Annotated in this window: 22 protein-coding genes and 1 tRNA gene; 10 read left to right on the forward strand and 13 right to left on the reverse strand. The window is 64.7% G+C overall.

Annotated elements, in window-relative coordinates; all coding sequences use genetic code 11:
- Positions 1-10: 10 nt before the first annotated feature.
- On the forward strand, positions 11-931 hold the full coding sequence (locus AC07WS_RS02020; protein ID WP_494727479.1) for a TraB/GumN family protein: 921 nt from the start codon (positions 11-13) through the stop codon (positions 929-931).
- 22 nt (positions 932-953) lie between these two features.
- Here the strand turns inward: AC07WS_RS02020 and AC07WS_RS02025 are convergent.
- Both AC07WS_RS02025 and argB read right to left on the reverse strand, forming a co-directional pair.
- Positions 954-1,028, reverse strand: a tRNA-Thr gene (locus AC07WS_RS02025).
- A 45-nt stretch (positions 1,029-1,073) separates the two neighbouring features.
- Positions 1,074-1,967: an acetylglutamate kinase gene (gene argB / locus AC07WS_RS02030; protein WP_085946284.1), complete on the reverse strand. Its 894-nt coding sequence runs from the start codon at positions 1,965-1,967 to the stop codon at positions 1,074-1,076.
- Positions 1,968-2,111: 144 nt separating this feature from the next.
- Between argB and AC07WS_RS02035 the strand changes: the two genes are divergently transcribed.
- Genes AC07WS_RS02035 through AC07WS_RS02055 form a run of 5 tightly spaced genes read left to right on the forward strand, consistent with a single transcriptional unit; the run spans position 2,112 to position 7,388 of the window.
- Positions 2,112-2,687, forward strand: coding sequence for a sigma-70 family RNA polymerase sigma factor (locus AC07WS_RS02035; protein ID WP_494727480.1), 576 nt, complete (start codon positions 2,112-2,114; stop codon positions 2,685-2,687).
- Positions 2,688-2,711: 24 nt separating this feature from the next.
- Positions 2,712-2,963, forward strand: coding sequence for a zf-HC2 domain-containing protein (locus AC07WS_RS02040; RefSeq protein ID WP_494727481.1), 252 nt, complete (start codon positions 2,712-2,714; stop codon positions 2,961-2,963).
- A gap of 7 nt (positions 2,964-2,970) precedes the next feature.
- The gene (locus AC07WS_RS02045) at positions 2,971-3,177 is read left to right on the forward strand and encodes a cysteine-rich CWC family protein (protein ID WP_494727482.1); all 207 of its coding nucleotides are present in this window, start codon (positions 2,971-2,973) and stop codon (positions 3,175-3,177) included.
- Positions 3,178-3,193: 16 nt separating this feature from the next.
- Positions 3,194-6,241 carry a hybrid sensor histidine kinase/response regulator gene (locus AC07WS_RS02050; protein WP_494727483.1) on the forward strand — a complete coding sequence of 1,016 codons (3,048 nt, stop codon included), beginning with the start codon at positions 3,194-3,196 and terminating at the stop codon, positions 6,239-6,241.
- 13 nt (positions 6,242-6,254) lie between these two features.
- Positions 6,255-7,388 (forward strand): response regulator, encoded by a 1,134-nt coding sequence (locus AC07WS_RS02055; protein WP_494727484.1) that lies wholly within the window; start codon positions 6,255-6,257, stop codon positions 7,386-7,388.
- 3 nt (positions 7,389-7,391) lie between these two features.
- Here AC07WS_RS02055 and AC07WS_RS02060 read toward each other — a convergent pair whose 3' ends face one another.
- The 4 genes from AC07WS_RS02060 to AC07WS_RS02075 form a co-directional block, all read right to left on the reverse strand.
- Positions 7,392-7,679 carry a YciI family protein gene (locus AC07WS_RS02060; RefSeq protein WP_494727485.1) on the reverse strand — a complete coding sequence of 96 codons (288 nt, stop codon included), beginning with the start codon at positions 7,677-7,679 and terminating at the stop codon, positions 7,392-7,394.
- 15 nt (positions 7,680-7,694) lie between these two features.
- Positions 7,695-8,252 carry a TetR/AcrR family transcriptional regulator gene (locus AC07WS_RS02065; protein ID WP_494727486.1) on the reverse strand — a complete coding sequence of 186 codons (558 nt, stop codon included), beginning with the start codon at positions 8,250-8,252 and terminating at the stop codon, positions 7,695-7,697.
- A gap of 86 nt (positions 8,253-8,338) precedes the next feature.
- Positions 8,339-9,514, reverse strand: coding sequence for an extracellular catalytic domain type 1 short-chain-length polyhydroxyalkanoate depolymerase (locus AC07WS_RS02070; RefSeq protein ID WP_494728033.1), 1,176 nt, complete (start codon positions 9,512-9,514; stop codon positions 8,339-8,341).
- 33 nt (positions 9,515-9,547) lie between these two features.
- The gene (locus AC07WS_RS02075) at positions 9,548-9,961 is read right to left on the reverse strand and encodes a CopG family transcriptional regulator (protein ID WP_494727487.1); all 414 of its coding nucleotides are present in this window, start codon (positions 9,959-9,961) and stop codon (positions 9,548-9,550) included.
- Positions 9,962-10,047: 86 nt separating this feature from the next.
- Between AC07WS_RS02075 and AC07WS_RS02080 the strand changes: the two genes are divergently transcribed.
- From AC07WS_RS02080 to AC07WS_RS02090, 3 genes are all read left to right on the forward strand, one after another.
- Positions 10,048-10,278, forward strand: a complete 231-nt coding sequence (locus tag AC07WS_RS02080) for a DUF1289 domain-containing protein (protein ID WP_494727488.1) — start codon at positions 10,048-10,050, stop codon at positions 10,276-10,278.
- Positions 10,275-11,183 (forward strand): MBL fold metallo-hydrolase, encoded by a 909-nt coding sequence (locus AC07WS_RS02085; protein WP_494727489.1) that lies wholly within the window; start codon positions 10,275-10,277, stop codon positions 11,181-11,183. The genes AC07WS_RS02080 and AC07WS_RS02085 overlap by 4 nt, the downstream gene beginning before the upstream one ends.
- 99 nt (positions 11,184-11,282) lie before the next feature.
- Positions 11,283-12,236: an NAD(P)H-dependent flavin oxidoreductase gene (locus AC07WS_RS02090; protein ID WP_494727490.1), complete on the forward strand. Its 954-nt coding sequence runs from the start codon at positions 11,283-11,285 to the stop codon at positions 12,234-12,236.
- Here the strand turns inward: AC07WS_RS02090 and AC07WS_RS02095 are convergent, their stop codons facing one another.
- Together AC07WS_RS02095 and AC07WS_RS02100 are read right to left on the reverse strand one after the other, a co-directional pair.
- Positions 12,237-13,709 (reverse strand): amidohydrolase family protein, encoded by a 1,473-nt coding sequence (locus AC07WS_RS02095; RefSeq protein WP_494727491.1) that lies wholly within the window; start codon positions 13,707-13,709, stop codon positions 12,237-12,239.
- Positions 13,710-13,787: 78 nt separating this feature from the next.
- Positions 13,788-14,891, reverse strand: coding sequence for an AraC family transcriptional regulator (locus AC07WS_RS02100; RefSeq protein ID WP_494727492.1), 1,104 nt, complete (start codon positions 14,889-14,891; stop codon positions 13,788-13,790).
- Between the two features lie 77 nt (positions 14,892-14,968).
- Here AC07WS_RS02100 and AC07WS_RS02105 point away from each other — a divergent pair, with 77 nt between their 5' ends.
- Positions 14,969-16,159, forward strand: a complete 1,191-nt coding sequence (locus AC07WS_RS02105; RefSeq protein WP_494727493.1) for a tetratricopeptide repeat protein — start codon at positions 14,969-14,971, stop codon at positions 16,157-16,159.
- Positions 16,160-16,162: 3 nt separating this feature from the next.
- On the opposite strand, the gene AC07WS_RS02110 is transcribed toward AC07WS_RS02105, so the two are convergent.
- The 5 genes from AC07WS_RS02110 to AC07WS_RS02130 form a co-directional block, all read right to left on the reverse strand.
- The gene (locus AC07WS_RS02110) at positions 16,163-16,732 is read right to left on the reverse strand and encodes a hypoxanthine-guanine phosphoribosyltransferase (protein WP_494727494.1); all 570 of its coding nucleotides are present in this window, start codon (positions 16,730-16,732) and stop codon (positions 16,163-16,165) included.
- A gap of 93 nt (positions 16,733-16,825) precedes the next feature.
- The gene (locus AC07WS_RS02115; RefSeq protein ID WP_494727495.1) at positions 16,826-18,082 is read right to left on the reverse strand and encodes a phenylacetate--CoA ligase family protein; all 1,257 of its coding nucleotides are present in this window, start codon (positions 18,080-18,082) and stop codon (positions 16,826-16,828) included.
- A gap of 6 nt (positions 18,083-18,088) precedes the next feature.
- Positions 18,089-18,436, reverse strand: coding sequence for an MmcQ/YjbR family DNA-binding protein (locus AC07WS_RS02120; RefSeq protein ID WP_494727496.1), 348 nt, complete (start codon positions 18,434-18,436; stop codon positions 18,089-18,091).
- A 20-nt stretch (positions 18,437-18,456) separates the two neighbouring features.
- Positions 18,457-19,308 (reverse strand): ABC transporter ATP-binding protein, encoded by an 852-nt coding sequence (locus AC07WS_RS02125; protein ID WP_494727497.1) that lies wholly within the window; start codon positions 19,306-19,308, stop codon positions 18,457-18,459.
- Positions 19,305-20,603, reverse strand: a complete 1,299-nt coding sequence (locus AC07WS_RS02130) for an ABC transporter substrate-binding protein (protein ID WP_494727498.1) — start codon at positions 20,601-20,603, stop codon at positions 19,305-19,307. The genes AC07WS_RS02125 and AC07WS_RS02130 overlap by 4 nt, the downstream gene beginning before the upstream one ends.
- Positions 20,604-20,614 lie beyond the last annotated feature (11 nt).

Consider the following 20,614-nt stretch of genomic DNA (forward strand, 5'->3'; position numbering starts at 1 on the left):
TAAGGAAGCCATGCGGGAAGCCATACAGCGCCAGATTATAGTGATGTTCTGGACTTTGTTCTGTTTTGTGTCGATGCCGGCATGGGCCGCGGACAAAGTCCAGGCGCCCAATCACGGCGCCCTGTTCAAGGTGCAGCAGGGCGGGCATACGCTGTACCTGTTCGGCACCATCCACGTCGGCGCGGCCGATTTCTATCCGCTGGAGCCGCGCATCGCGGCGGCGCTGAAGAAGGCGCCGGTGCTGGCGCTGGAGATCGATCCGCTGGGCGACCAGCAGAACCTGATGCGCGCCGTGCAGCGCCACGGCATGCTGGCCAAGGGCGGCCCGGCGGGACCTGAGCTGACGGCCGACTGGCGCCTGCGGCTGGACCGCCTGCTCAAGCAGTACAACATCGAGCCGGAGACGGTGGCGGCGATGAAGCCCTGGCTGCTGGCCAGCCTGCTGACGGTGAGCGAGTTCTCGGCCCAGGGCTACGAGGCCGCGCTGGCGGTGGACGCGCATCTGTCCAGGCAGGCGCACCAGCGCGGCCAGAAGGTGGTCGAGCTGGAATCGCCCGAGAGCCAGATGGCGCTGTTCGACCAGATGAGCGCAGCGGAGCAGTTGACCTTCCTGCAGGAGGCCATCGCCGGCATCGAGGACAAGGAGCAGGCCAACCAGGCGCGCGAGATCGCCGATGCCTGGCGCAAGGCCGATGTGGTGGGACTGGACGCGCTGGCGCTCAAGGCGGAGATGGACGACAGCTTCTCCGGCCGCTTCGTGCAGAAGGTGCTGCTGGACGGCCGCAATCCCACGCTGGCCGACGGCATGGTCAAGCTGATGGCGCGCGAGAACAACTGCGTGGCGGCGATCGGCGTGCTGCACCTGATCGGCAAGGGAAGCGTACCGGAACTGCTGCGCAAACGCGGGCTGTCGGTGGAACGGATTTACTGAGCGGGGGAGGGTACTACAGAAATGGTGCCCTTGACGTGGATTGAACACGTGGCCTCTCCCTTACCAAGGGAGTGCTCTACCACTGAGCTACAAGGGCATACAAATGTGGCGGTTTCACCGATTCGGCGAGACCGCCGTTTTTTCAGTGAGACCGGATCATAGTGCCAAAAGCCTGTTCGGTCAACACCTCGAGCAATAAACTGTGTTCAATTCGCCCGTCGATGATGTGAACCGTGTTGACGCCGGACTTGGCCGCGTCCAAAGCTGATGAAATTTTGGGCAGCATGCCGCCCGAAATCGTCCCGTCGGCGAACATTTCGTCGATCTCGCGGGCCGACAGGTCGGTCACCAGGTTGCCCTGCTTGTCCTGCACGCCGGCGATATTGGTCATCATGATCAGCTTTTCAGCCTTCAGGATCTCGGCGATCTTGCCGGCGACGACGTCGGCGTTGATGTTGTACGCCTGGCCGTCCTGGCCGAAGCCGATCGGCGAAATGATGGGGATGAAGGCGTCGTCCTGCAGCGCCTTGACCACGGCCGGGTTGATCGCGTCGATCTCGCCGACGAAGCCGATGTCGAGGAACTGGCCCGGATTGTCCTTGTCCGGCATGGACATTTTTTTCGCGCGAATCAGACCGCCGTCCTTGCCGGTCAGGCCAACCGCCTGGCCGCCGTAGTGATTAATCAGCATCACGATGTCCTGCTGGACTTCGCCGCCCAGCACCCACTCCACCACTTCCATGGTTTCTTCGTCGGTGATGCGCATGCCCTGCACGAAGGTGCCCTGCTTGCCGATTTTTTTCAGCGCGTTGTCGATTTGTGGACCGCCGCCGTGCACCACGACCGGGTTCATGCCCACCAGTTTGAGCAAAATGACATCGCGTGCGAAGCCGTGTTTCAGGCGCTCGTCGGTCATCGCATTGCCACCGTATTTGATGACGATGGTCTTACCGTGGAAATTACGGATGTAGGGCAGGGCCTCAGCCAGGATCTGCGCCTTGATCTGCGGCGCCACCGCGGTCAAGTCGTCATTCATGCCTAAGTTAAGGTTAGTCAGTTGGGTCATGGCGAGTCCGGTTAGAAAAATCTGTGCAATTTTACAGCTTCAAGCTGCAATCAACTACGCATTATAGGGCTATCCGGTTGTATTTTCCCGGATCATCCGATACGCTGCCCCTCTATGAGCGCCAACGACACCCTCCACCGCCAGCTAGAAACCATGCGCCCCATGCTTGTCCGATTTGCACAATTGCAAATACGGAATCAGGCCTTGGCCGAAGACGCAGTGCAGGACGCATTGATCGCCGTGCTGGAAAAGCCGGAGCGCTTCAACGGCCAGTCCACGCTGCGCACCTATGTGACGGGCATCCTGAAGTTCAAGATCATCGACTGCCTGCGCGCCTGCTCGCGCGAGCGCCAGATCGACACCGCCGAGGACCAGTCCGAGGACGACGCCATCGACGCGCTGTTCAAGGCCGACGGTCACACCGTCGATCAACCGATGGCCTGGGGCGATCCGGATGCGACGCTGGAGCAGAAGGATTTCTTCAAGGTGCTGGAGATTTGCCTGGAAAAGCTGCCCGCCAAGACCGCCCGCATTTTCATGATGCGCGAATGGCTGGAACTGGAAACCGACGAAATTTGTAAGGAACTGGCGATTACAACGTCTAATGCTTGGGTACTCCTGTACCGGGCGCGCATGCGTTTGCGCGAATGCCTGGACTTGAACTGGTTTGGCAACCGCCAGGCCACGTGACCGCGCCACTTATCGTCTGCGACTATGGAACCACATAAAACCGGCTTGAAGCCGACCTGCCGCGAAGTGCACCGGCTGGTGTCGGAAGGGATGGACCGCGATTTGTCCTTCATCGAGCGCACCCGCATGCGGCTGCACTTGATGGTGTGCGACGCCTGCACCCGGTTCAACGGCCAGATGTCGCTGCTGCGCACGGCCATGCGGCGCTTCCCGCTCGACCTGCCGGAAGACGGCGCGCCGCCGCTCGACGACGACCCCGAACACCACCATCCATAGGCGCGCCATGAGCACCTGCTCGCGCTGCGGCGCCCAATTCAGCTGCGCCATGGTCGATGCCGATCCGTCGGCGCCGGCGCAGCCCTGCTGGTGCACGTATCTGCCGGCGTCCTTGCCGGTGCCGTCCGCGCCGGGCGCCAGCTGCTGGTGTCCGGATTGTCTGAAACAGCATATCTTGGACCAACGCGCCGACCATCCCAAGCCGGCCGCCTAGCCAGAAGGAAGCATGCATGCGCCGTTTTAGCGACATGGGTATCCGCGCGCGCATCAGCAGCGGCTACATCATCCTGATCCTGCTGATGACCGGCGTGATCCTGGTCGGCGTGAGCCGCATCTACGCCATCCGCGCCGAGAGCGACCATATCCTGCACCAGGACTGGGCCGCCAGCGCCGCCATCAACGCGATCGACACGCAGTCGCGCGAGGCCGCCACCCGCATCGTCACGCTGATCATCCAGAAGGACCAGAAGCACCGCGTCGACAGCTACAGCCGCATCGACCGCATCAAGCTCGATATCGACGCCCAGCTGGAACTGCTGGCCAAACTGGACACCGCGCCGGAGGCGCGGGCGCAGATCGAAAGGGTCAAGCAGGCGCGCGCCGCCTACTACGACAGCTTCATCGCCGTGGCCGACATGGTGGAGGCCGAGGACCGCGACCAGGCCGAGGAAAAGATGAATGGAATGGCGCTGCCGGCGCTGGACCACCTGCTGGAGCAGATCAAGGTGCTGGACCGGCTGCAGCAAAGCCAGGTGATGGCCAGCGCCGGACGCGCGCGCGCCGACATCAATTTTTCGCTGGTGCTGATTTCGCTGATGGGCGGCGCGGCGGTGCTGGTGGGGATAGGCTTCGGCATTTCGGCGCGCTCGATCACGCGGCCGCTGGAGGCGGCGATCGGCATCGCCAAGCGGGTCGGGCAGGGCGACCTCAGTTCGGTGATCGAGGTGACCTCGCAGGACGAGACGGGCGAACTGCTGCACGCGCTCAAGCTGATGACGGCCAGCCTGGCGGCCGAACAGCAGCTGCGCCACGCGGTGATGGTGGCCGAGGATGCGACCAAGATGAAGTCCGACTTCCTGGCCAATATGTCGCACGAGATCCGCACGCCGATGAACGGCATCATCGGCATGACGCACCTGGCGCTGCAGACCGACCTCACGCCCAAGCAGCGCAACTACCTGGAGAAGGTGGAGGGCGCGGCCAAGAACCTGCTGGGCATCATCAACGACATCCTGGACTTCTCGAAGATCGAGGCCGGCAAGCTGGCCTTCGAGCAGGTCGATTTCTACGTCGAGGACGTGATGGCGAATATCGCCGACCTGTCCGTGATGCGGGCGCAGGACAAGGGCCTGGAGCTGTTGTTCGATGTCGGGCCGGATGTGCCGCAGGCGCTGGTGGGCGATCCGCTGCGCTTCGGGCAGGTGATGATCAACCTGACCAACAACGCCATCAAGTTCACGCAGCGGGGCGAGATCGTGGTGACGATCCATGTGCAGGAACACCTGCCCGACCAGCGCGTGCGCCTGCGCGTGGACGTGCGCGACACCGGCCCTGGCCTGACGCCGGAGCAGCAGGCGCGCCTGTTCCAGGCCTTCTCGCAGGCCGACACCTCCACCACCCGCCACCACGGCGGCACGGGCCTGGGCCTGACCATCAGCAAGCGCCTGGTGGAGCTGATGGACGGCGAGATCGGGCTGGAAAGCCAGCCTGGCGTCGGCAGCACCTTCTACTTCACGGCGGTATTCGGCGTGGCCGCCGTCGAGGCGCCGCAGCCGCTGCCGGACATCTCCGGCCTGCGCGTGCTGGTGGTGGACGACAACGCCAGCGCCCGCGAAATCTTCATGGGCATGCTGTCGTCCATGCAGTTCGCCGCCGCCTGCGCGGACGGTGGCCGGCGCGCGCTCGAGCTGTCGGCGCAGGCGCGCAGCGAAGGCCGGCCCTTCAACGTGGTGCTGCTGGACTGGCAGATGCCGGACATGAACGGCCTGGAGACGCTGCAGGCGCTGCGCGCGCAGGCGCAGGAGGCGGGCGCGGAATCGCCGGCCTTCATCATGGTCACCGCCTACAACCGCGACGTGCTGATGGAAGAGGCACGCGGCATCGCCATCGACGCCATGCTGAACAAGCCTGTCAGCTCGTCCACGCTGCTCGATTCGATTTCCACAGTGTTCGGCAAGGACTTGAGCCGCTGCCGCAGCACGCGCCGGCGCGCCGACTACATGGCGGCCGAAGAGGCCATGCGCGGCGCCTATCTGCTGCTGGTGGAGGACAACGAGGTCAATCAGGAAGTGGCGCAGCAGATTCTCAGCGACGCCGGCGTCCGCGTCGACATCGCCGTCAACGGCGCGATGGCGCTGGCGAAGATCGCCGTGGCCGACTACGACGGCGTGCTGATGGACTGCCAGATGCCGGTGATGGACGGCTACGACGCCACCCGCAAGCTGCGCGAGGACGCACGCCACGCCAACCTGCCGGTGATCGCCATGACCGCCAACGCCATGGTCGGCGACAAGGAGAAGTGCCTGGCCGCCGGCATGAACGACTTCATCGCCAAGCCTATCGACGTGGCGCAGCTGTTCACGACGCTGGCGCGCTGGGTCAAGGTGAAGAATCCGCTGGCGCTTGAAACGGCGGCCGAAGCGCCCGCCGGCGCGGGCCGCGACGAGGTGCTGCCGGTGGTCGCCGGCCTGCGCATGGAAGCCGCGCTACAGCGTGTGGGCGGTAATGTTAAGCTGATGCGCAAGCTGCTGTCGCGCTTTGTCGAAACCCAGTTCGACGCCATGCAGCGCATCGCCACCGCCATCGAGAACAACGACCTGGCTGGCGCCACGCGCGAGGCGCATACTGTGAAAGGCCTGGCTGGCAATATCGGCGCGGGCGGCATGGCCGATGCCGCCGGCAAGGTGGAGCAGATGCTGGCGATGGGCGCGACCAAGGGCCGCGACGAAGCCATCGCCGATATGGCGAGCGAATTGAACGACCTGGTGGCGCGCATCGCGCTTGCGATGGACGACAAGCCGGCCGCCGTGGAACAGGCGCCGGCGCCGCAGGCGGTCGACAAGGACGAACTGGCGGCGGCGGCGCGCGAGATGGCGCGCCTGCTGGCGCAGGACGACGGCGCCGCCGTCAAGCTGCTGGACCGCTTGTGCGGCGCGCTGGCCGCGGCCGGCCAGGCCGAGCATGCGCGCCAGCTGCGGCGCATGCTGGGACAGTACGATTTTGAAGGCGCGCTGGATGAACTGAAGGCCGCCGCCGATGCACTGAGTATCGCTTTGTGAAGAGAGAACGCCGATGAACGCAAAACCAACGATCCTCGTGGTCGACGATATCCCGGACAACATCGATCTGCTGTGCGCCGTGCTGGAAGACGATTACCGCACCAAGATCGCCGTCAACGGCGAGCGCGCCCTGAAGATCGCCAACGGCGAATCCAAGCCGGACCTGATCCTGCTGGACGTGATGATGCCGGGGATGAGCGGCTACGACGTTTGCAAGGCGCTCAAGGCCAATCCCGACACGCGCGACATTCCGGTCATCTTCGTCACCGCCATGAGCGAGACGGTGGACGAGCAGCTCGGCCTGAGCCTGGGCGCGGCGGACTACATCACCAAGCCGATTTCCGCGCCCATCGTGCAGGCGCGCATCAAGACCCAGCTGTCGATGAAGCGGGTGCACGATTTCCTGCGCGACCAGAACAACTTCCTCGAAACCGAAATCGAAAAGCGCACGCGCGAGATCGTCGCCCTGCAGGACGTGACCATCCACACCATGGCCTCGCTGGCCGAAACGCGCGACAGCGAAACCGGCAACCATATCCGCCGCACCGCGCATTACGTGAAGACGCTGGCGGAAAAGCTGCGCACCAATCCGCGCTTCAGCGCCTTCCTGACCGATAAGAACATCGAGCTGCTGTTCAAGTCCGCGCCGCTGCACGACATCGGCAAGGTCGGCATCCCGGATCGCATCCTGCTCAAGCCCGGCCGCTTCGAGGGCAACGAGTTCGAGATCATGAAGACCCACACCACGCTGGGTCGCGACGCGATCCGCCAGGCCGAGCGCGAGCTGGGGCTGGAGGTGGACTTCCTCAAGTTCGCCAAGGAGATCGCCTATGGCCACCAGGAGAAATGGGACGGCAGCGGCTATCCCGAAGGCCTGAGCGGCGACGACATTCCGATCTCCGCGCGGCTGATGGCGGTGGCCGACGTGTACGACGCGCTGATCAGCCGTCGCGTCTACAAGGCCGGCATGTCGCACGAGGCGGCGGTGGCCATCATCGCCGAGGGACGCGGCAAGCACTTCGATCCCGACATGGTCGACGCCTTCATGGAGCTGCAGCAGGACTTCATCGACATCGCCAAGCGCTACGCCGATTCCGACCACGACATGGAGCAGAACCGCGCGAAGATCGAGCGCTTTACCGGCTGACCGTCACCCTGCCAGCAAGGCCAGTTCGGGAACGGTGTGGTTGGGGGCGACGTCGAGGATCTCCGCCTTGACGATGTCGTGGACCACGAACGGGTCCTGGTCGATGCGGGCTTGCAGCGCTTCGGGCGACGGCCCGGCGGCCAGGATGGCGCCGCCCAGGCCGGGGCGGATGCTGCCGGCCAGCAGGAAGACGCCTTCGTCGATACCTTGTTGCAGCCATTCGCGGTGGGCGGCCATGTGCGCCGGGGCCTGGCTCTTGTTGGCGGAAAAACGAAGCAGGACGATGTACATCTGTAGTCTCCTTGGTTAAGTGTCGAGTGACATGAGGCGTGTCTTCAGCCGCTCCACCTCGCGCTGCACGTAGGCGCGGTCGCCGAAAGCGTTCGACAGTGTCGCGACGCCCTGGCTGAACGCCAGCACCTGCAGGGCGAGATCGTCCGCGCTGGCGGCGTGGCCGAGCGCCTTGAACTGCTCCCCCAGCCAGTCGCGGAAGACGCGGAAGATGCCCACGGCCTGCGCGCGCGAGGGATGATCCAGCTTGGCGAGTTCGCTGGTCAGGGTGCCGACCGGGCAGCCGTAAAGTTCGATGTCGCCACGGTTGGTCACCACGATGTCGACGAAGCGGAACACGCGCTCCATGGGCGTGGCCGCGCCTTCGGTCCAGCCATCGAGCATGGCGCGCGTGTCCGCCAGGCGCGTCTGCAGGACCGCGTCGAGGATCTCGTCCTTGGTCTTGAAGTGATAGTAGAAATTGCCGCGTGAGATACCGACGGCTTCGGCGATGGACGCGAACGACGTCCGTTCATACCCTTGTTGGTAGAACAGCCGGTTCGCGGCATCCACGATCTGTTCGCGCGTTCCCATTCGTGCCCACGCCTCCGTTGATTGAGTAGTGGGCAGATTTTAGGACAATTGTCCTAGGTCGTGCAACAGGAATGTTGTTAAAAAGCCTAACTGACGGTGCGGAAGAAGCGCAGCATTTCGCGGCTGGCGTCCGGGCCTTTGGCGTCGGTGTAGGTGCCGCCGGCGTTGCCGCCGAACCAGGCGTGGCCGGCGCCGTGCACCACCCAGTGTTCGCCCAGCGGCGTGCCGTCCGCCTTGGTGTGCGTGGTCTGCGTGTAGCGGTGGCCGTTCGGCACGCTGCCCGACTGCACCGTCGGTTTTCCAGGGTGGCTGTGCAGGCGCTGCTCGATCACCTGCTCGCCGTTGCGCGGATGGACGGTGGTGTCGCTGTCGCCGTGGAAGACGATGATGGGCTGCGCGCCGTCGCCGGCCTTGTGCGGCGCCTTGACGCCGCGCTTCATGGCCGACAGCGCCGACGGCAGGTCCTGTGCCGAGGCGTAGGGCAGACCCGAATGCACGCCGACCGCCGCGAACAGTTCCGGGTACAGCGTGCCGACGATCACCGCCATCGCGCCGCCCGCCGACAGGCCGGCCACGTACACCTGGCGCTCGTTGACCGGGTATTCGTCGATGATCCGCCGCGCGATGCCGGCGATGATGGACGGCTCGCCCTGGCCGTGCTGCTGGTCGATGGCGTTGAACCAGTTCCAGCACCGCTGCTGGTTGGCGTTGGGCGTCTGCTCCGGGTAGACCACGAAGCATTCCTTTTCCTCGGCCAGCAAATTCATTTGCGTGCCGACGGCGAAATCGTCCGGGTTCTGCGTGCAGCCGTGCAGCATCACCAGCAGCGGCATCGCCTGGCCGTGGTAGCTGGCCGGGATGTACAGCTTGTAGTTGCGGGTGCCCGCGTGGTTGGTGTAGCTGCCCTTGATGAACTGCGCGCCTTCCGGCAGCGCCACTTCCGGCGTCGGATGCATGAAGGCGCCGGCGTCGATGGCGCGGTCGATGTTCGCTTGCAGGTCGATCTGGATGCCCATGCGGTTCAGCATGTCCTGCGCGTATTCGGCGGGATGCGTGGCCGGATTCGGCGTGGCCGGTGCGGACGCCGTCCGCGCGGCGGCTTCGGGCGCGGCTTCCGCCGCTGGCCCGGACGGCGGCGGATTGATGTCGCGCATCGCAGGTTGCGCCGTCCGCAGGGACGGATGCCCGCGCAGGCTGTCCAGCGCTTGTTGGATGGTGGCCGACGCGCTTCGGTTCATCAGTTTTTGCGCTGCCTCGCGCATGTGTGAAAACAACGGTAGTTTCATGATGATCCTTTAATGGATGCGTTGGGCCAGCGCGGTTTTGAGCATGGCGCTGGCATGCAGCGATCCCAATACGAAGATAGAGTCGATCGTCGCCAGCGCCAGTTCGACCGAAACGTCGCTGGCGATGCTGGCCAAGCCCAGTACCTGGATCTGCAGCCGCTCGCCCGCCGCCTGGATGGCTTCGAGGTCGGCGCGCGAATAGTGCTGCATCCCGAGTACCAGGCTTTTACGCGCCACCGTCTGTTTCACGACGTCGGCGTGCTGGTTCAACTGATTGCGGATCGCCGTGCGTATCAAATCGGTGCGGTTGGAGTAAAACCCCTCCTGCACCAACAGATCGATTTGCCCCAGGTCGATAGGACCGAGATTGATCGTGATCTTTTCCGATTCGGCGGTCTTCAGTTTTAATTCTTGCTTTGCCATGAGTCTCCATCCGGTTACCATCTACATGGATGGTAGTATAGGCTTGAAACTCACCAAGTCAAGCGTGTTCGCGGCATAATGGCGGCATGAGTGAACCCGCCAACCTGATCCCTCCCGGCGCGCCGGAACTGGCCGTGCCGGTGCCGTCGCCCTGCGTAAGCCTATGCAAAATGGACGCCGACCGCCTCTATTGCCTGGGCTGCATGCGCACCATTCCGGAAATCGTCGCCTGGTCCACCGCGGACGACGACTACAAGCGCGGCGTGTGGGCAGAAATCCGCCGCCGTGAACAATTAATCAACTTCGACGACGAATGAACGCGCTCCCCGATTCGATCCAGGTTTTTGAGCGGGGTTGGCTGTCGTCCAACAACGTCATGCTGCTGGGCCGCCACGATACGGCCATCATCGACACCGGCTACCTGACCCACGCGCCGCAGACGCTGGCGCTGGTGCGCCACGCGCTGCGCGGAAGGCATCTGGACCAGATCATCAACACCCACCTGCACTCCGACCATTGCGGCGGCAACGCCACCTTGCAGGCGCACTTCGGCAGCCGCACCTCGATCCCGGTGGCCGAGGCGGACAAGGTGCGGCATTGGGACGTGGAGGCCCTCAGCTTCAAGGCGACCGGCCAGCGCTGCGAGCGTTTCACCTTCGACGCCACCGTGTCCCCCGGCGACGTGCTGCAACTGGCGGACATGGAATGGCATGCGCTGGGCGCGCCCGGGCACGATCCGCATTCGCTGATCTTCTACTGCCCGCAGGAGCGGCTGCTGATTTCGGCGGACGCGCTGTGGGAAAACGGCTTCGGCATCATCTTCCCGGAGCTCGACGGGCAGTCCGGCTTTGCCGAGGAACGCGCCACGCTGGACGTGATCGAGGGGCTGGACGTGCGGCTGGTGATCCCCGGCCACGGCAAGCCGTTCAACGATGTGGCAGGCGCGCTGGCGCGGGCCCGTTCGCGGGTGGACTACCTGGAGGCCGATCCGCTGCGCAACGCGCAGAACGCGCTGAAGGTGTTGCTCAAGTTCCTGCTGCTGGAGCGCCAGCGCATTCCGCTGGCGGAAGTGCCGCAGCTGCTGCTGGCGATGCCGGTGTTCGCCAAGGCCAACAGCCACTTCCTGAAGCAGACGCCGGAAGAAGTCGCCACCTGGGCGGCCGGCCAGCTGGTGCGCGCCGGCGCGGCCCGCGTCGAGGGTGAGCACTTACTTAACGTGTAGACACCAGGCAAGTGTAGAGGAAGTCGCCTAGTTTCGGCACGGTCGTACTATTTTCGATCTATAATCGATTTTCCTCAACTTACCGACAGCGAGTGCGCCATGGCCCTGCCAGCAGTCTTGCAAAACCTTACCCTTCCCGTCATTGCCTCCCCGATGTTCATCGCCAGCGGCCCGGCCCTGGTCGCGGCGCAGTGCAAGGCCGGCATCGTCGGCTCCTTCCCGGCGCTGAACGCGCGTCCCGCCGAGATGCTGGACGTGTGGCTGACCGATTTGCAAAAAGAGCTGGCCGACTTCCAGGCCGCCAATCCGGGCAAGCGCGTCGGCCCGATCGCCGTCAACCAGATCGTGCACCAGTCGAACGACCGCCTGGCGCATGATGTGGAAGTCTGCGTCAAGCACCAGATCCCGATCATCATCTCGTCGCTGCGCGCGCCGCCGAAGGAGATGCTGGATGCGATCCACAGCTACGGCGGCATCGTGCTGCACGACGTGGTCTCGATCCGCCACGCCGAGAAGGCGCTGGAGGCGGGCGTCGATGGCCTGATCCTGGTGGCCAGCGGCGCCGGCGGCCATGCCGGCACCTTGTCGCCGTTCGCGCTGGTGGGCGAGATCCGCAAATTCTTCAAGGGTCCGATCGCGCTGTCCGGCTCCATCGCCACCGGCGACGCGATCCTGGCGGCGCAGGCCATGGGCGCGGACTTCGCGTACATCGGCTCGCGCTGGCTGGCGACGCAGGAGTCGAACGTCAGCGACGACTATCGCAACGCGATCGTGGAGTCGACGGCGGCGGACATCGTGTATTCGAACCTGTTCACCGGCGTGCATGGCAACTACCTGAAAAAATCCATCGTCGCCGCCGGCCTGGACCCGGACGCGCTGCCGCAGGCCGACAAGAGCTCGATGAACTTCGGCTCCAGCAGCGCCAAGGCCTGGCGCGACATCTGGGGCGCCGGCCAGGGCGTGGGCCTGATGGACGACGTGCCGACCACCGCCGAGATGGTGGCCCGTCTGAAGCAGGAATACGACGCTGCCCGCGCGCGCCTGGCGCTGTAACTACCGCTTGACCGACAGGCTGCCGCGCGCAGCCTGTTTGCCGCGCACCCAGACGGTGTCTATGCTGTCGTAGGCGCGGATATCGGCCAGCGGCGACATCTTCATCAGCACCAGGTTCGCGACCTTGCCCGCTTCGATGGTGCCGACCTGCGCGTCGATCCTGAAGGTGCGGGCGTTGTTGATGGTCGCGGCCTTGAACAGCTGCGCCAGCGACAGTCCGGCATTATGCAGGTCCTGCATCTCCAGGTAGCCGTTCAGGCCGGGGATGTTGCCGTAGGTCGGCGACGAAGGCGTGTCGCTGCCGAACACGAAGTTGGCGTCTTTGCCGGCCAGGTAGGCCACCACCTGCTGCTGGCGGCGCAGCGGCACCTCCATTCCCTTCAATACCTCGGCGTCGGTTTCGTTTTCCGCCAGCTCCTGCTTGAACCATTGGCCTTCGGGCGTCTTGAGCCAGGCCAGCATGGAAGGCGGCAGCAGCTTGGCCAGCGTCGGGTTGTTCAGGTAGGCCGGTTCGAAGTAGGCGTTCATGCCATACAACACCTGCATCGTCGCCTGGAAGCCGATGCGGCGCTCGACGATCTTGTCCAGCAGCTGCTTGATCTCGGCCGGCAGTTCCTTCTCCTTGTCCATCGCACCCCAATTCCACATGCCGTGCGCCAGCACATCGACGCCGCCGTTGACGGCGAAGGTCTGCGCCTCGAACGAATTGCCGTGGGTGACCAGCACCAGGCCCTCCTTGCTGGCGGCCTTTCGTACATCCGCGTACACGGCGGGGCTCATCACCGGCAGGTTGCGCATGGTGCCGAAGCCGTGTTCGAAGTGGGTCTTGACGCAGATGGCGCCGTCGGCCTTGACCCGCGCCACGCCCTTGGCCGGCGTGTAGTCCTCCGGCTTGAAGCGGGCGGGGATCTGGTCGGCCTGCGCCGGGTCGTAGATAAAGTTGGAGAACATGTCGAAGCGCGTCTCCGGCGGCGCGTAGGACGACGGGTAGCCGTTGGCGAACACCAGCGGTGCGCCGCAGTCGTAGACGTCCGGGTGCAGCGGCGTGGCTTTTACGCGGTCGATGAGTTGGCGGCTGCCGGCGGCCAGGTCGATCACCGTGGTGTAGCCGTAGTAGAGGAAGGAGCGCGGCAGCTGCGCGAAGTATTCGGCGGCCATGGTCTTCTTCTGGTCGGCCTGTTCGAAGCTCATGCCGGGGACGGAGAACAGGTGGACGTGCGAGTCGATCAGGCCGGGCGTGAGGAACTGGCCTTTGCCATCGACGCGGCGGGCGCCCGCCGGGGCCTTCCTGCCGGCGCCGCGTTCGACGCGGACGATGCGTTCATCGTCGATCAGGACGCTGCCGGTCTCGATGCGGTCCAGCTTTTCCGGCGACACCAGCTTGACGTTGGTGATCCAGGTCTGCTGCCCTGTCGCGCAGGCCTGGGCGCAGAGGACGAGGGAAAGGCTGGCGAGAATGCGGGTGGTTTTCATGCGTGGCTCCGTGTTGTGAGGCGCCCAGTGTGCCGCCGCAGGCTGCGGTTTGCGTCGCAAATGATGATCTGGCACGCGCTATGCGGGCGTTTTGGCTTGGTCGCGGAATTCGCCCGGCGTCATGCCGGTCTGTTTTTTAAATGCGCGGTTCATCGCGCTTTTGCTGTTAAATCCGGCCTGTATCGCCAGATCGAGGATGCTGGCGGCGGCTTGCAAGGGTTCGTGCAGGGCCAGTTTCAGCGCGTCGACCCGGTGCCGGTTGAGGAAATCGGCGAAATTGCCGCCGCAGTTTTCGTTAATCAGCTGGGACAGTTCGTGCGGCGTCATCGCCACCTGCGCGGCCAGGTCTTCCAGTTTCAATTCACCGTTGCGGTAGGGCTGGTCATGCGTCATGCAGGCGTTTAGGCGCGCGAGGAAGGCATCGCGGTCGCCTGTGGATAACTGCTTGCTGGCGTAACGCTGCCTGGCGGGGGCCGGCAGCGCGCGCGGACGGTAGCCCAGCGGCAGCCGCATCGCCGTGACGGCGGTCGCGAACACGAACACCATCAGCGAGATGCCGTCCATCGCGTCGGCGGACAGCGGCGTCTCCACGTCCAGCACCTCCATCGCCAGTGCGGCGACGCTCAGCCCAGCGCTGACCAGCCAGGCCCTCATCAGGCGCCGCAGGTCGCGTACCAGGTCCGATTCGGTCGGCACGCGGCGCACCAGCACGAAGGTGGCGCGGATATAGGCCAGCAGGATCGCCAGCTTGACCAGTCCCGCCACGGTCATGTACCACGGCCAGCCGTTCCAGCGATGCATCCACGCCAGCTTCTCCTCGGCGGAGCGCAGATAGAACGGCATCATCGCCAGCGTGGCGGCGGCGAACGGCGCGAAGTGCAGCAACGCGCGACGGCCAAGCGGCTGGTCCGACAGCATAGCGCGCAGGTAGAGGTACTGGAGCGGCCCGACGGCCAGGCCGAGCGTGACGATGGCCAGCGCGCTGTGCGGATACTGGTGATACAGGTGATTGAGGCCCAGCCAGTTATGGCCGATGATGGCCGCGAACACCAGCAGCAGCGCGGACAGCAGCCGGTTGGCGGTGCGCATCTCCGGCTGGCGCACGCTGAGCAGCGACGCCGCCATCAGGAAGGCCTGGCCTATCGCCAGCAGGAACAGCCACGAAAGTATCAGATTGAACATTCCGTCGATGCTCCCATGTTCCGAGGATGAAAGCAATTATACTAATTCCAATCTTATCAATTGGTGAACTTCGTTCGATGAAAAAAATCCGCGTTTTGACGATGGTGCTGGCGCTGGCCGGCGCCCATGCTTATGCCACCGTGCTGCCCAACGAGGCGGCCCAGCCGCTGGTGCGGGAAGGGGAGGTGCTGACCGCGCAGGGCAAGTTCCAGGAGGCGCTGAACAAATTTTCGGCGGCGGCCAAGGCCGATCCGGCGGCATCGACGCCGCTGTCGCTCATCGCCCATGTGCTGATGGTGGCGTCGTCGAACACCGATGATGCCAACGCCGCCAAGCTGCGGCAGCAGTCCGAGGGTGCCGCGCGCCAGGCACTCAGGCTCGATTCCGCCGACCCGTTGGCGCAGGAGGTGCTGCGCCGCCTGATGGATGGAAAAAGCACGCAGTTGCATGAGCCATCGATGGACGTGCTGAAAGTGGTGCAGGAAGGCGAAGTGCTTTACCACGGGCGCAAATTCGATGAGGCGCGCGTCAAATACGAGCAGGCCGCGAAGATGGACCCGCAGTATTCCTCGGTGCTGGTCTTCATCGGCGACACCTACTATGTGCAGCAGAATATGCCGGAGGCGGAAGCCTGGTTCCGCAAGGCGGCCGAGCTGGAGCCGTTGAACGGCCAGGCGTGGCGCTTCCTGTCCGATGCGCTGGCCCAGCAGGGCAAGCGCCCCGCAGCCGAAGCCGCGCTGTTGAGCGGCATCGCCGCGCAGCCAAGTCAGCGCCCCAACTGGGACAAGCTGGCATCCCTGCGCCGCGCCAACGGCTACCCGCTGACCGCCCTGCAGATGAAGCGCAAGGCCAGCGCCGCGATGGACCCGGCGACCGGCAAGTTCACCATCAATCTGGACGAGGCGTTCAGTGGGTCGGCGGAGCAAAAGAGCCCTGATGGCGCGGTATGGCTGATGCTCGCCGCCACGGAGGCCAACCTGCGCGGCCAGAACCGTGTGGACAAGGTGGCCGACAAACCCTTCGCCATCGAGTTGGCGTCGTGGGAGGGCGCGATGAAGGTGGCGGACGAACTGGCCGCGAACGGCGGCGGCGAAGTCACAGATTCCAACCTGAAGACCATGCGCATGCTGGCCAAGGCCGGCCAGCTGGAGACCGCGCTGATGCTGTTGCAGTACAAGGAGTCCTGGCGCCCCGAGTTCGAGGCCTGGAAGCGCGGACACCCGGACGGCATTCGCAAGTTCGTCGACGCGTACGGCCTGCGGCCGTAAGGCTTAGTTCTCGGTCTGGATGGCCCACAGGCCTGGCAGGTTGCGCCAGTAGCCGTAGGCGTCCATGCCGAAGCCCACCACGAAGCGGTTGGGGATGGTGATGCCGACGATGTCCGCCTTGACCGGCTTGGCCTTGCCGATCGCCTTGTCGGCGAAGACGGCCAGCACCACTTCGGCGGCGCCCATGTCCAGCAGGCGCTGTTTGACGTGGGCCAGCGTTTCGCCTTCGTCCAGGATGTCGTCCAGCACGATGACCACGCGGCCGGCCACATTCGAACGCGGCACCACTTTCCACACCACTTGTCCGCCCTGGTCGTCGTCGCCGTAGCGGCTCACGTGGATGTAGTCGAATTCGAGCGGGAAGGTCAGCTGCGGCAGCAGGTTGCCGGTGAAGACCACCGCGCCGCCCATCACGCCCAGCACCAGCGGGAAGGCGTCGCTATCCGCTCGGTCGAAGCGGGCGTTGAGGGTATCGGCCATCGCGGTGACGGCGTGGTCGACGTCTGCTTTGGTGAACAGCTCTTCCGCGTTTTCCAGCAGGGCGCGGGCGCGGTTGTGGTGGAAGTCTTGCATGGTCTTCTTCGGCTTCTAAAAACGGGTGGTAAGTTCGCTATTATCCGCCATATCCCGCCACACCGCATGCCGTTGGTTTTCCGCCACAACGGGTTACTTGTAATCGCGGATGTCGTCGATCACCTTGCCGTCGTTGGGCAGGCTGCCGATGGCGGCAAACCGCACCTCGCCCCGCAATTTGGTCAGGTCGCGTATCGATTCGGTGATGGCGACGGCGCTGCTGGCGCTGGACGGATCGGCCACTTCGCAATGGAGCGTCATCACGTCGTGCGCCATCTGGCCCGACACCACCAGCCGAGCCTTGACGATCTCCGGATGGCGGCGGGTGACGTCGTGCACCTGCGACGGATGCACGAACATGGCGCGCACTTTGGTGGTCTGGTCGGCGCGGCCCATCCAGCCTTTGATGCGGGTGTTGGTGCGGCCGCAGGGCGAGGGCGCCACGCCGGTCATGATCGCCGACAGGTCGCCGGTGGCGAAGCGTATCAGCGGATAGTCGGAATTGAAGAGAGTGACCACCACTTCGCCGATTTCGCCGTCGGGCACGGGGTCGCCGGTGCCGGGGCGGACGATTTCCAGTATCAGGTCTTCGTCCAGCACCATGCCGGGATCGCGCGCGCCGCCGGTGTGGGTTTCATAGGCGATGCTGCCGATATCGGCCGAAGCGTAGCATTGCAGCACGTGCGGCACGCCATGCCCGACGAACCAGTTGCGCAGCGATTCGGGCAGCGCCTCGGCGGACATCAAGGCCTGCCTGATGCTGCTGATGTCCGCGCCCAGTTCCTGCGCCTTTTCGATGATGATCTTCAGGAAGGACGGCGTGCCGATGTAGGTATCGGGCCGCAGGTGGCTGATGGCCTGCACCTGCAATTCGGTCTGGCCGGCGCCGGCCGGTATCACGGCGCAACCGATGCGCGCCGCGCCGCCTTCGACCATGAAAGCCGCAGGCGTAAAGTGATATGAGAAGCAGTTCTGCAGCAGGCCGCCGGCACGCACGCCGGCCGCGTACATCGGCCGCGCGAAACGCCACCAGTCCTGGCCGCGTCCCTCGGGATCGAAGATGGGGCCGGGCGACATGAACACCCGCGACAGCTGGCCGACCGGCGTGGTATTGAGGCCGCCGAACGGCGCCTGCTGTTTCTGCAATCCGTGCAGGTCGGACTTGCGCGTCACCGGCAGCCTGGCCAGCGCGGCGCGGCTGTTGATGTCGGCGGCGTTCACGTCGTGCAGGATGCGCGACCAGCCGGCGGCGGCCTTGGCACGCGCCACCAGCTGCGGCAGGCGTGTCATCAGCTCGCGTTCGCGTTGTTCGGGCGAGCGCGTTTCCAGACTGTCGAAAGTATCGGCCATGGTTGTTTATCCTTGTATCTCGCGTTGCAGCTTCTTGGTAAGTTTGCCGAACACCAGTTCATAGGAACGCGTCAGCAGGTCCTTTGCTTCGGCGTCGCTGAGGGTTTTCAAATCTTCGACGCGCACCCACTTCGCGCGCGCCAGGTAGGGCGCGGGGATGATGCCGGGGCGGTCGGTCAGTTCCAGGAAGCGCTCGTCGTCCACCTTGAAGCTGATGGCCTTGGCCTTGTCATCCAGTTCGGTGACGGCGAACATTTTCGTCCCGACGGAGAACACGAGGTCCGCGCCCCACTTGGTGTCCTCGGCCGCGCCGGGGAAGGTGCGGCACAGGGCCTTGGCCTGCTTAATGTTCATGCGTTGTGGTCCTCTGTTCCTCAGGCCAGCCAGCGTTTGCGGCGGCGGTAAAACTTCATGTCGCGGAAGCTCTTGCGGCCGGCGCCGGAAACGCCGAGGTAGAACTCCTTGACGTCTTCATTGCTGGCCAGCTCGGAGGCCGCGCCCTCCATCACCACGCGGCCGTTCTCCAGGATGTAGCCGAAGTCCGCGTAGCGCAGAGCGATGCTGGTGTTCTGCTCGGCCAGCAGGAAGGAGACGTTCTCCTTGCTGTTCAAGTCCTTCACGATGCCGAAAATCTCGTCGACAATCTGCGGCGCGATGCCCATCGACGGCTCGTCCAGCAGGATCATCGACGGCTTGGCCATCAGGGCGCGGCCGATGGCGCACATCTGCTGTTCGCCGCCGGAGGTATAGCCGGCCTGGCTGGCGCGCCGCTCGCGCAGGCGCGGGAAGTAGTGGTAGACCTTCTCCAGCGATTCCTTCAGCTCCGCCCGCGAGGCGCTGCGGGTGTAGGCGCCGGTGAGCAGGTTCTCTTCGATGGTCAGGTGGCCGAAGCAGTGGCGCCCCTCCATCACCTGCGACAGGCCGCGCCGCACCAGCTCATTGGGCGTGAGCTGGTCGATGCGTTCGCCCTTGAACTGGACTTCGCCTTTGGTGACGTCGCCCCGTTCGCCGCGCAGCAGCGTGGAGATGGTCTTGAGCGTGGTGGACTTGCCGGCGCCGTTGGCGCCCAGCAGGGCCACGATCTTCCCCTGCGGGACTTGCAGGGACACGCCCTTGAGCACCAGGATCACGTGGTCGTAGATCACCTCCACGTTGTTCACGGACAGGTAGGGCGCTGCCGCCGGAGCGGCGGTCGCGCTGGTGGCGGTGCTGGCTGCGGCGATCATTTTGCGCAGGCCGGCGTGATTTTTTTCTCGGCCGCGTAGGCTGCGGAGCTTTCCTCCAGCAGTTTGCGGGTCAATGCCTTGTCGCCGACGATCCAGTTCGGCGTGATGGCGTTCCACTTCTTGCCGTCCCATTGCTGGACCTTGACCGCGCCCGAGCCTTCATGGTCGTCGCAGCTGGTCTTCACCGGCGGCAGCATGCCGTAGGCGCCGATGGCTTTCTGGCGCGCCTCGTCCACGTTCAGGTGCTCCAGGCCCCAGCGCATTTGCTCGCCGGTGACCGGCTTGCCCTTGCCGAACTTGTCCTGCGCGGTGCGCATCGCCTCCACCCACAGGATGGCCGCGCTGACACCGCGCATGTGGTACACGGAGCCGATGCGGCTACGGTCGGCCAGGTTGCCCTTGCCGGCGTCGTAGAGTTTTTTGTGGATCTCGTCCATCACCGGGTAGTTGCCCGGCGTGTTGAAGGTCATCGCGCTGTATCCCTTGGCGGCGTCGCCGGCCGGCACGGTGTCTTCTTCGGAGCCGGCCCACCACACGCCCAGGATCTTCTCGCGCGGGATGCCGTTGCGCTGCGCGGTCTTGATGGCGACCGCGTTCATCGAGCCCCAGCCCCACAGGATCACGTGGTCGGGATTGGCCTGGCGGATCTGCAGCCACTGCGATTGCTGCTCCGTGCCCGGCGGCGTGACGGGAATCTTGATCAAGTCGAAGCCGTGCTGCTTGGACAAGGCCTCCAGCACCGGCAAGGGTTCCTTGCCGAACGCCGAGTCGTGGTACAGGTAGGCGATCTTCTTGCCTTTCAGTTTGGCCATGCCGCCATCCTTGTCGCCGAGGTATTTGACCATCGCAGCGGCCTGGTTCCAGTAGCTGGTAATCAGCGGGAACACGTAGGGGAAGACCTTGCCGTTGGCGGCGTCCGAGCGGCCGTAGCCGATCATCGTCATCGGAATTTTGTCGACGGCCAGGCGATCGAGCACGCCGTAGGCCACGCCGGTGGACAGCGGTTCGACCAGCGTGGCGCCGCCGTTCTTGGTCTTCAGGCGCTCGTAGCATTCGACGCCGCGCGAAGGGTTGTATTCGGTCTCGCACTCTTCCCACGATATCTTTACGCCATTGACGCCGCCCGCAAGGTTGACCAGGTTGAAGTAGTCGATGATGCCGCCGTAGAAGCCGGAACCGCCCGCCGCATAAGGGCCTACGCGGTACGAGGGCAGGGCGACGTATTGGTCCTGCGCCCATGCGGGAATGGATGCCGCCAGGGTCAGTCCGAGTACCAGGGATGCGATGCGCTTCATTGTCTTCTCCT

Source organism: Duganella sp. GW821-FHT01E12, assembly GCF_059422325.1.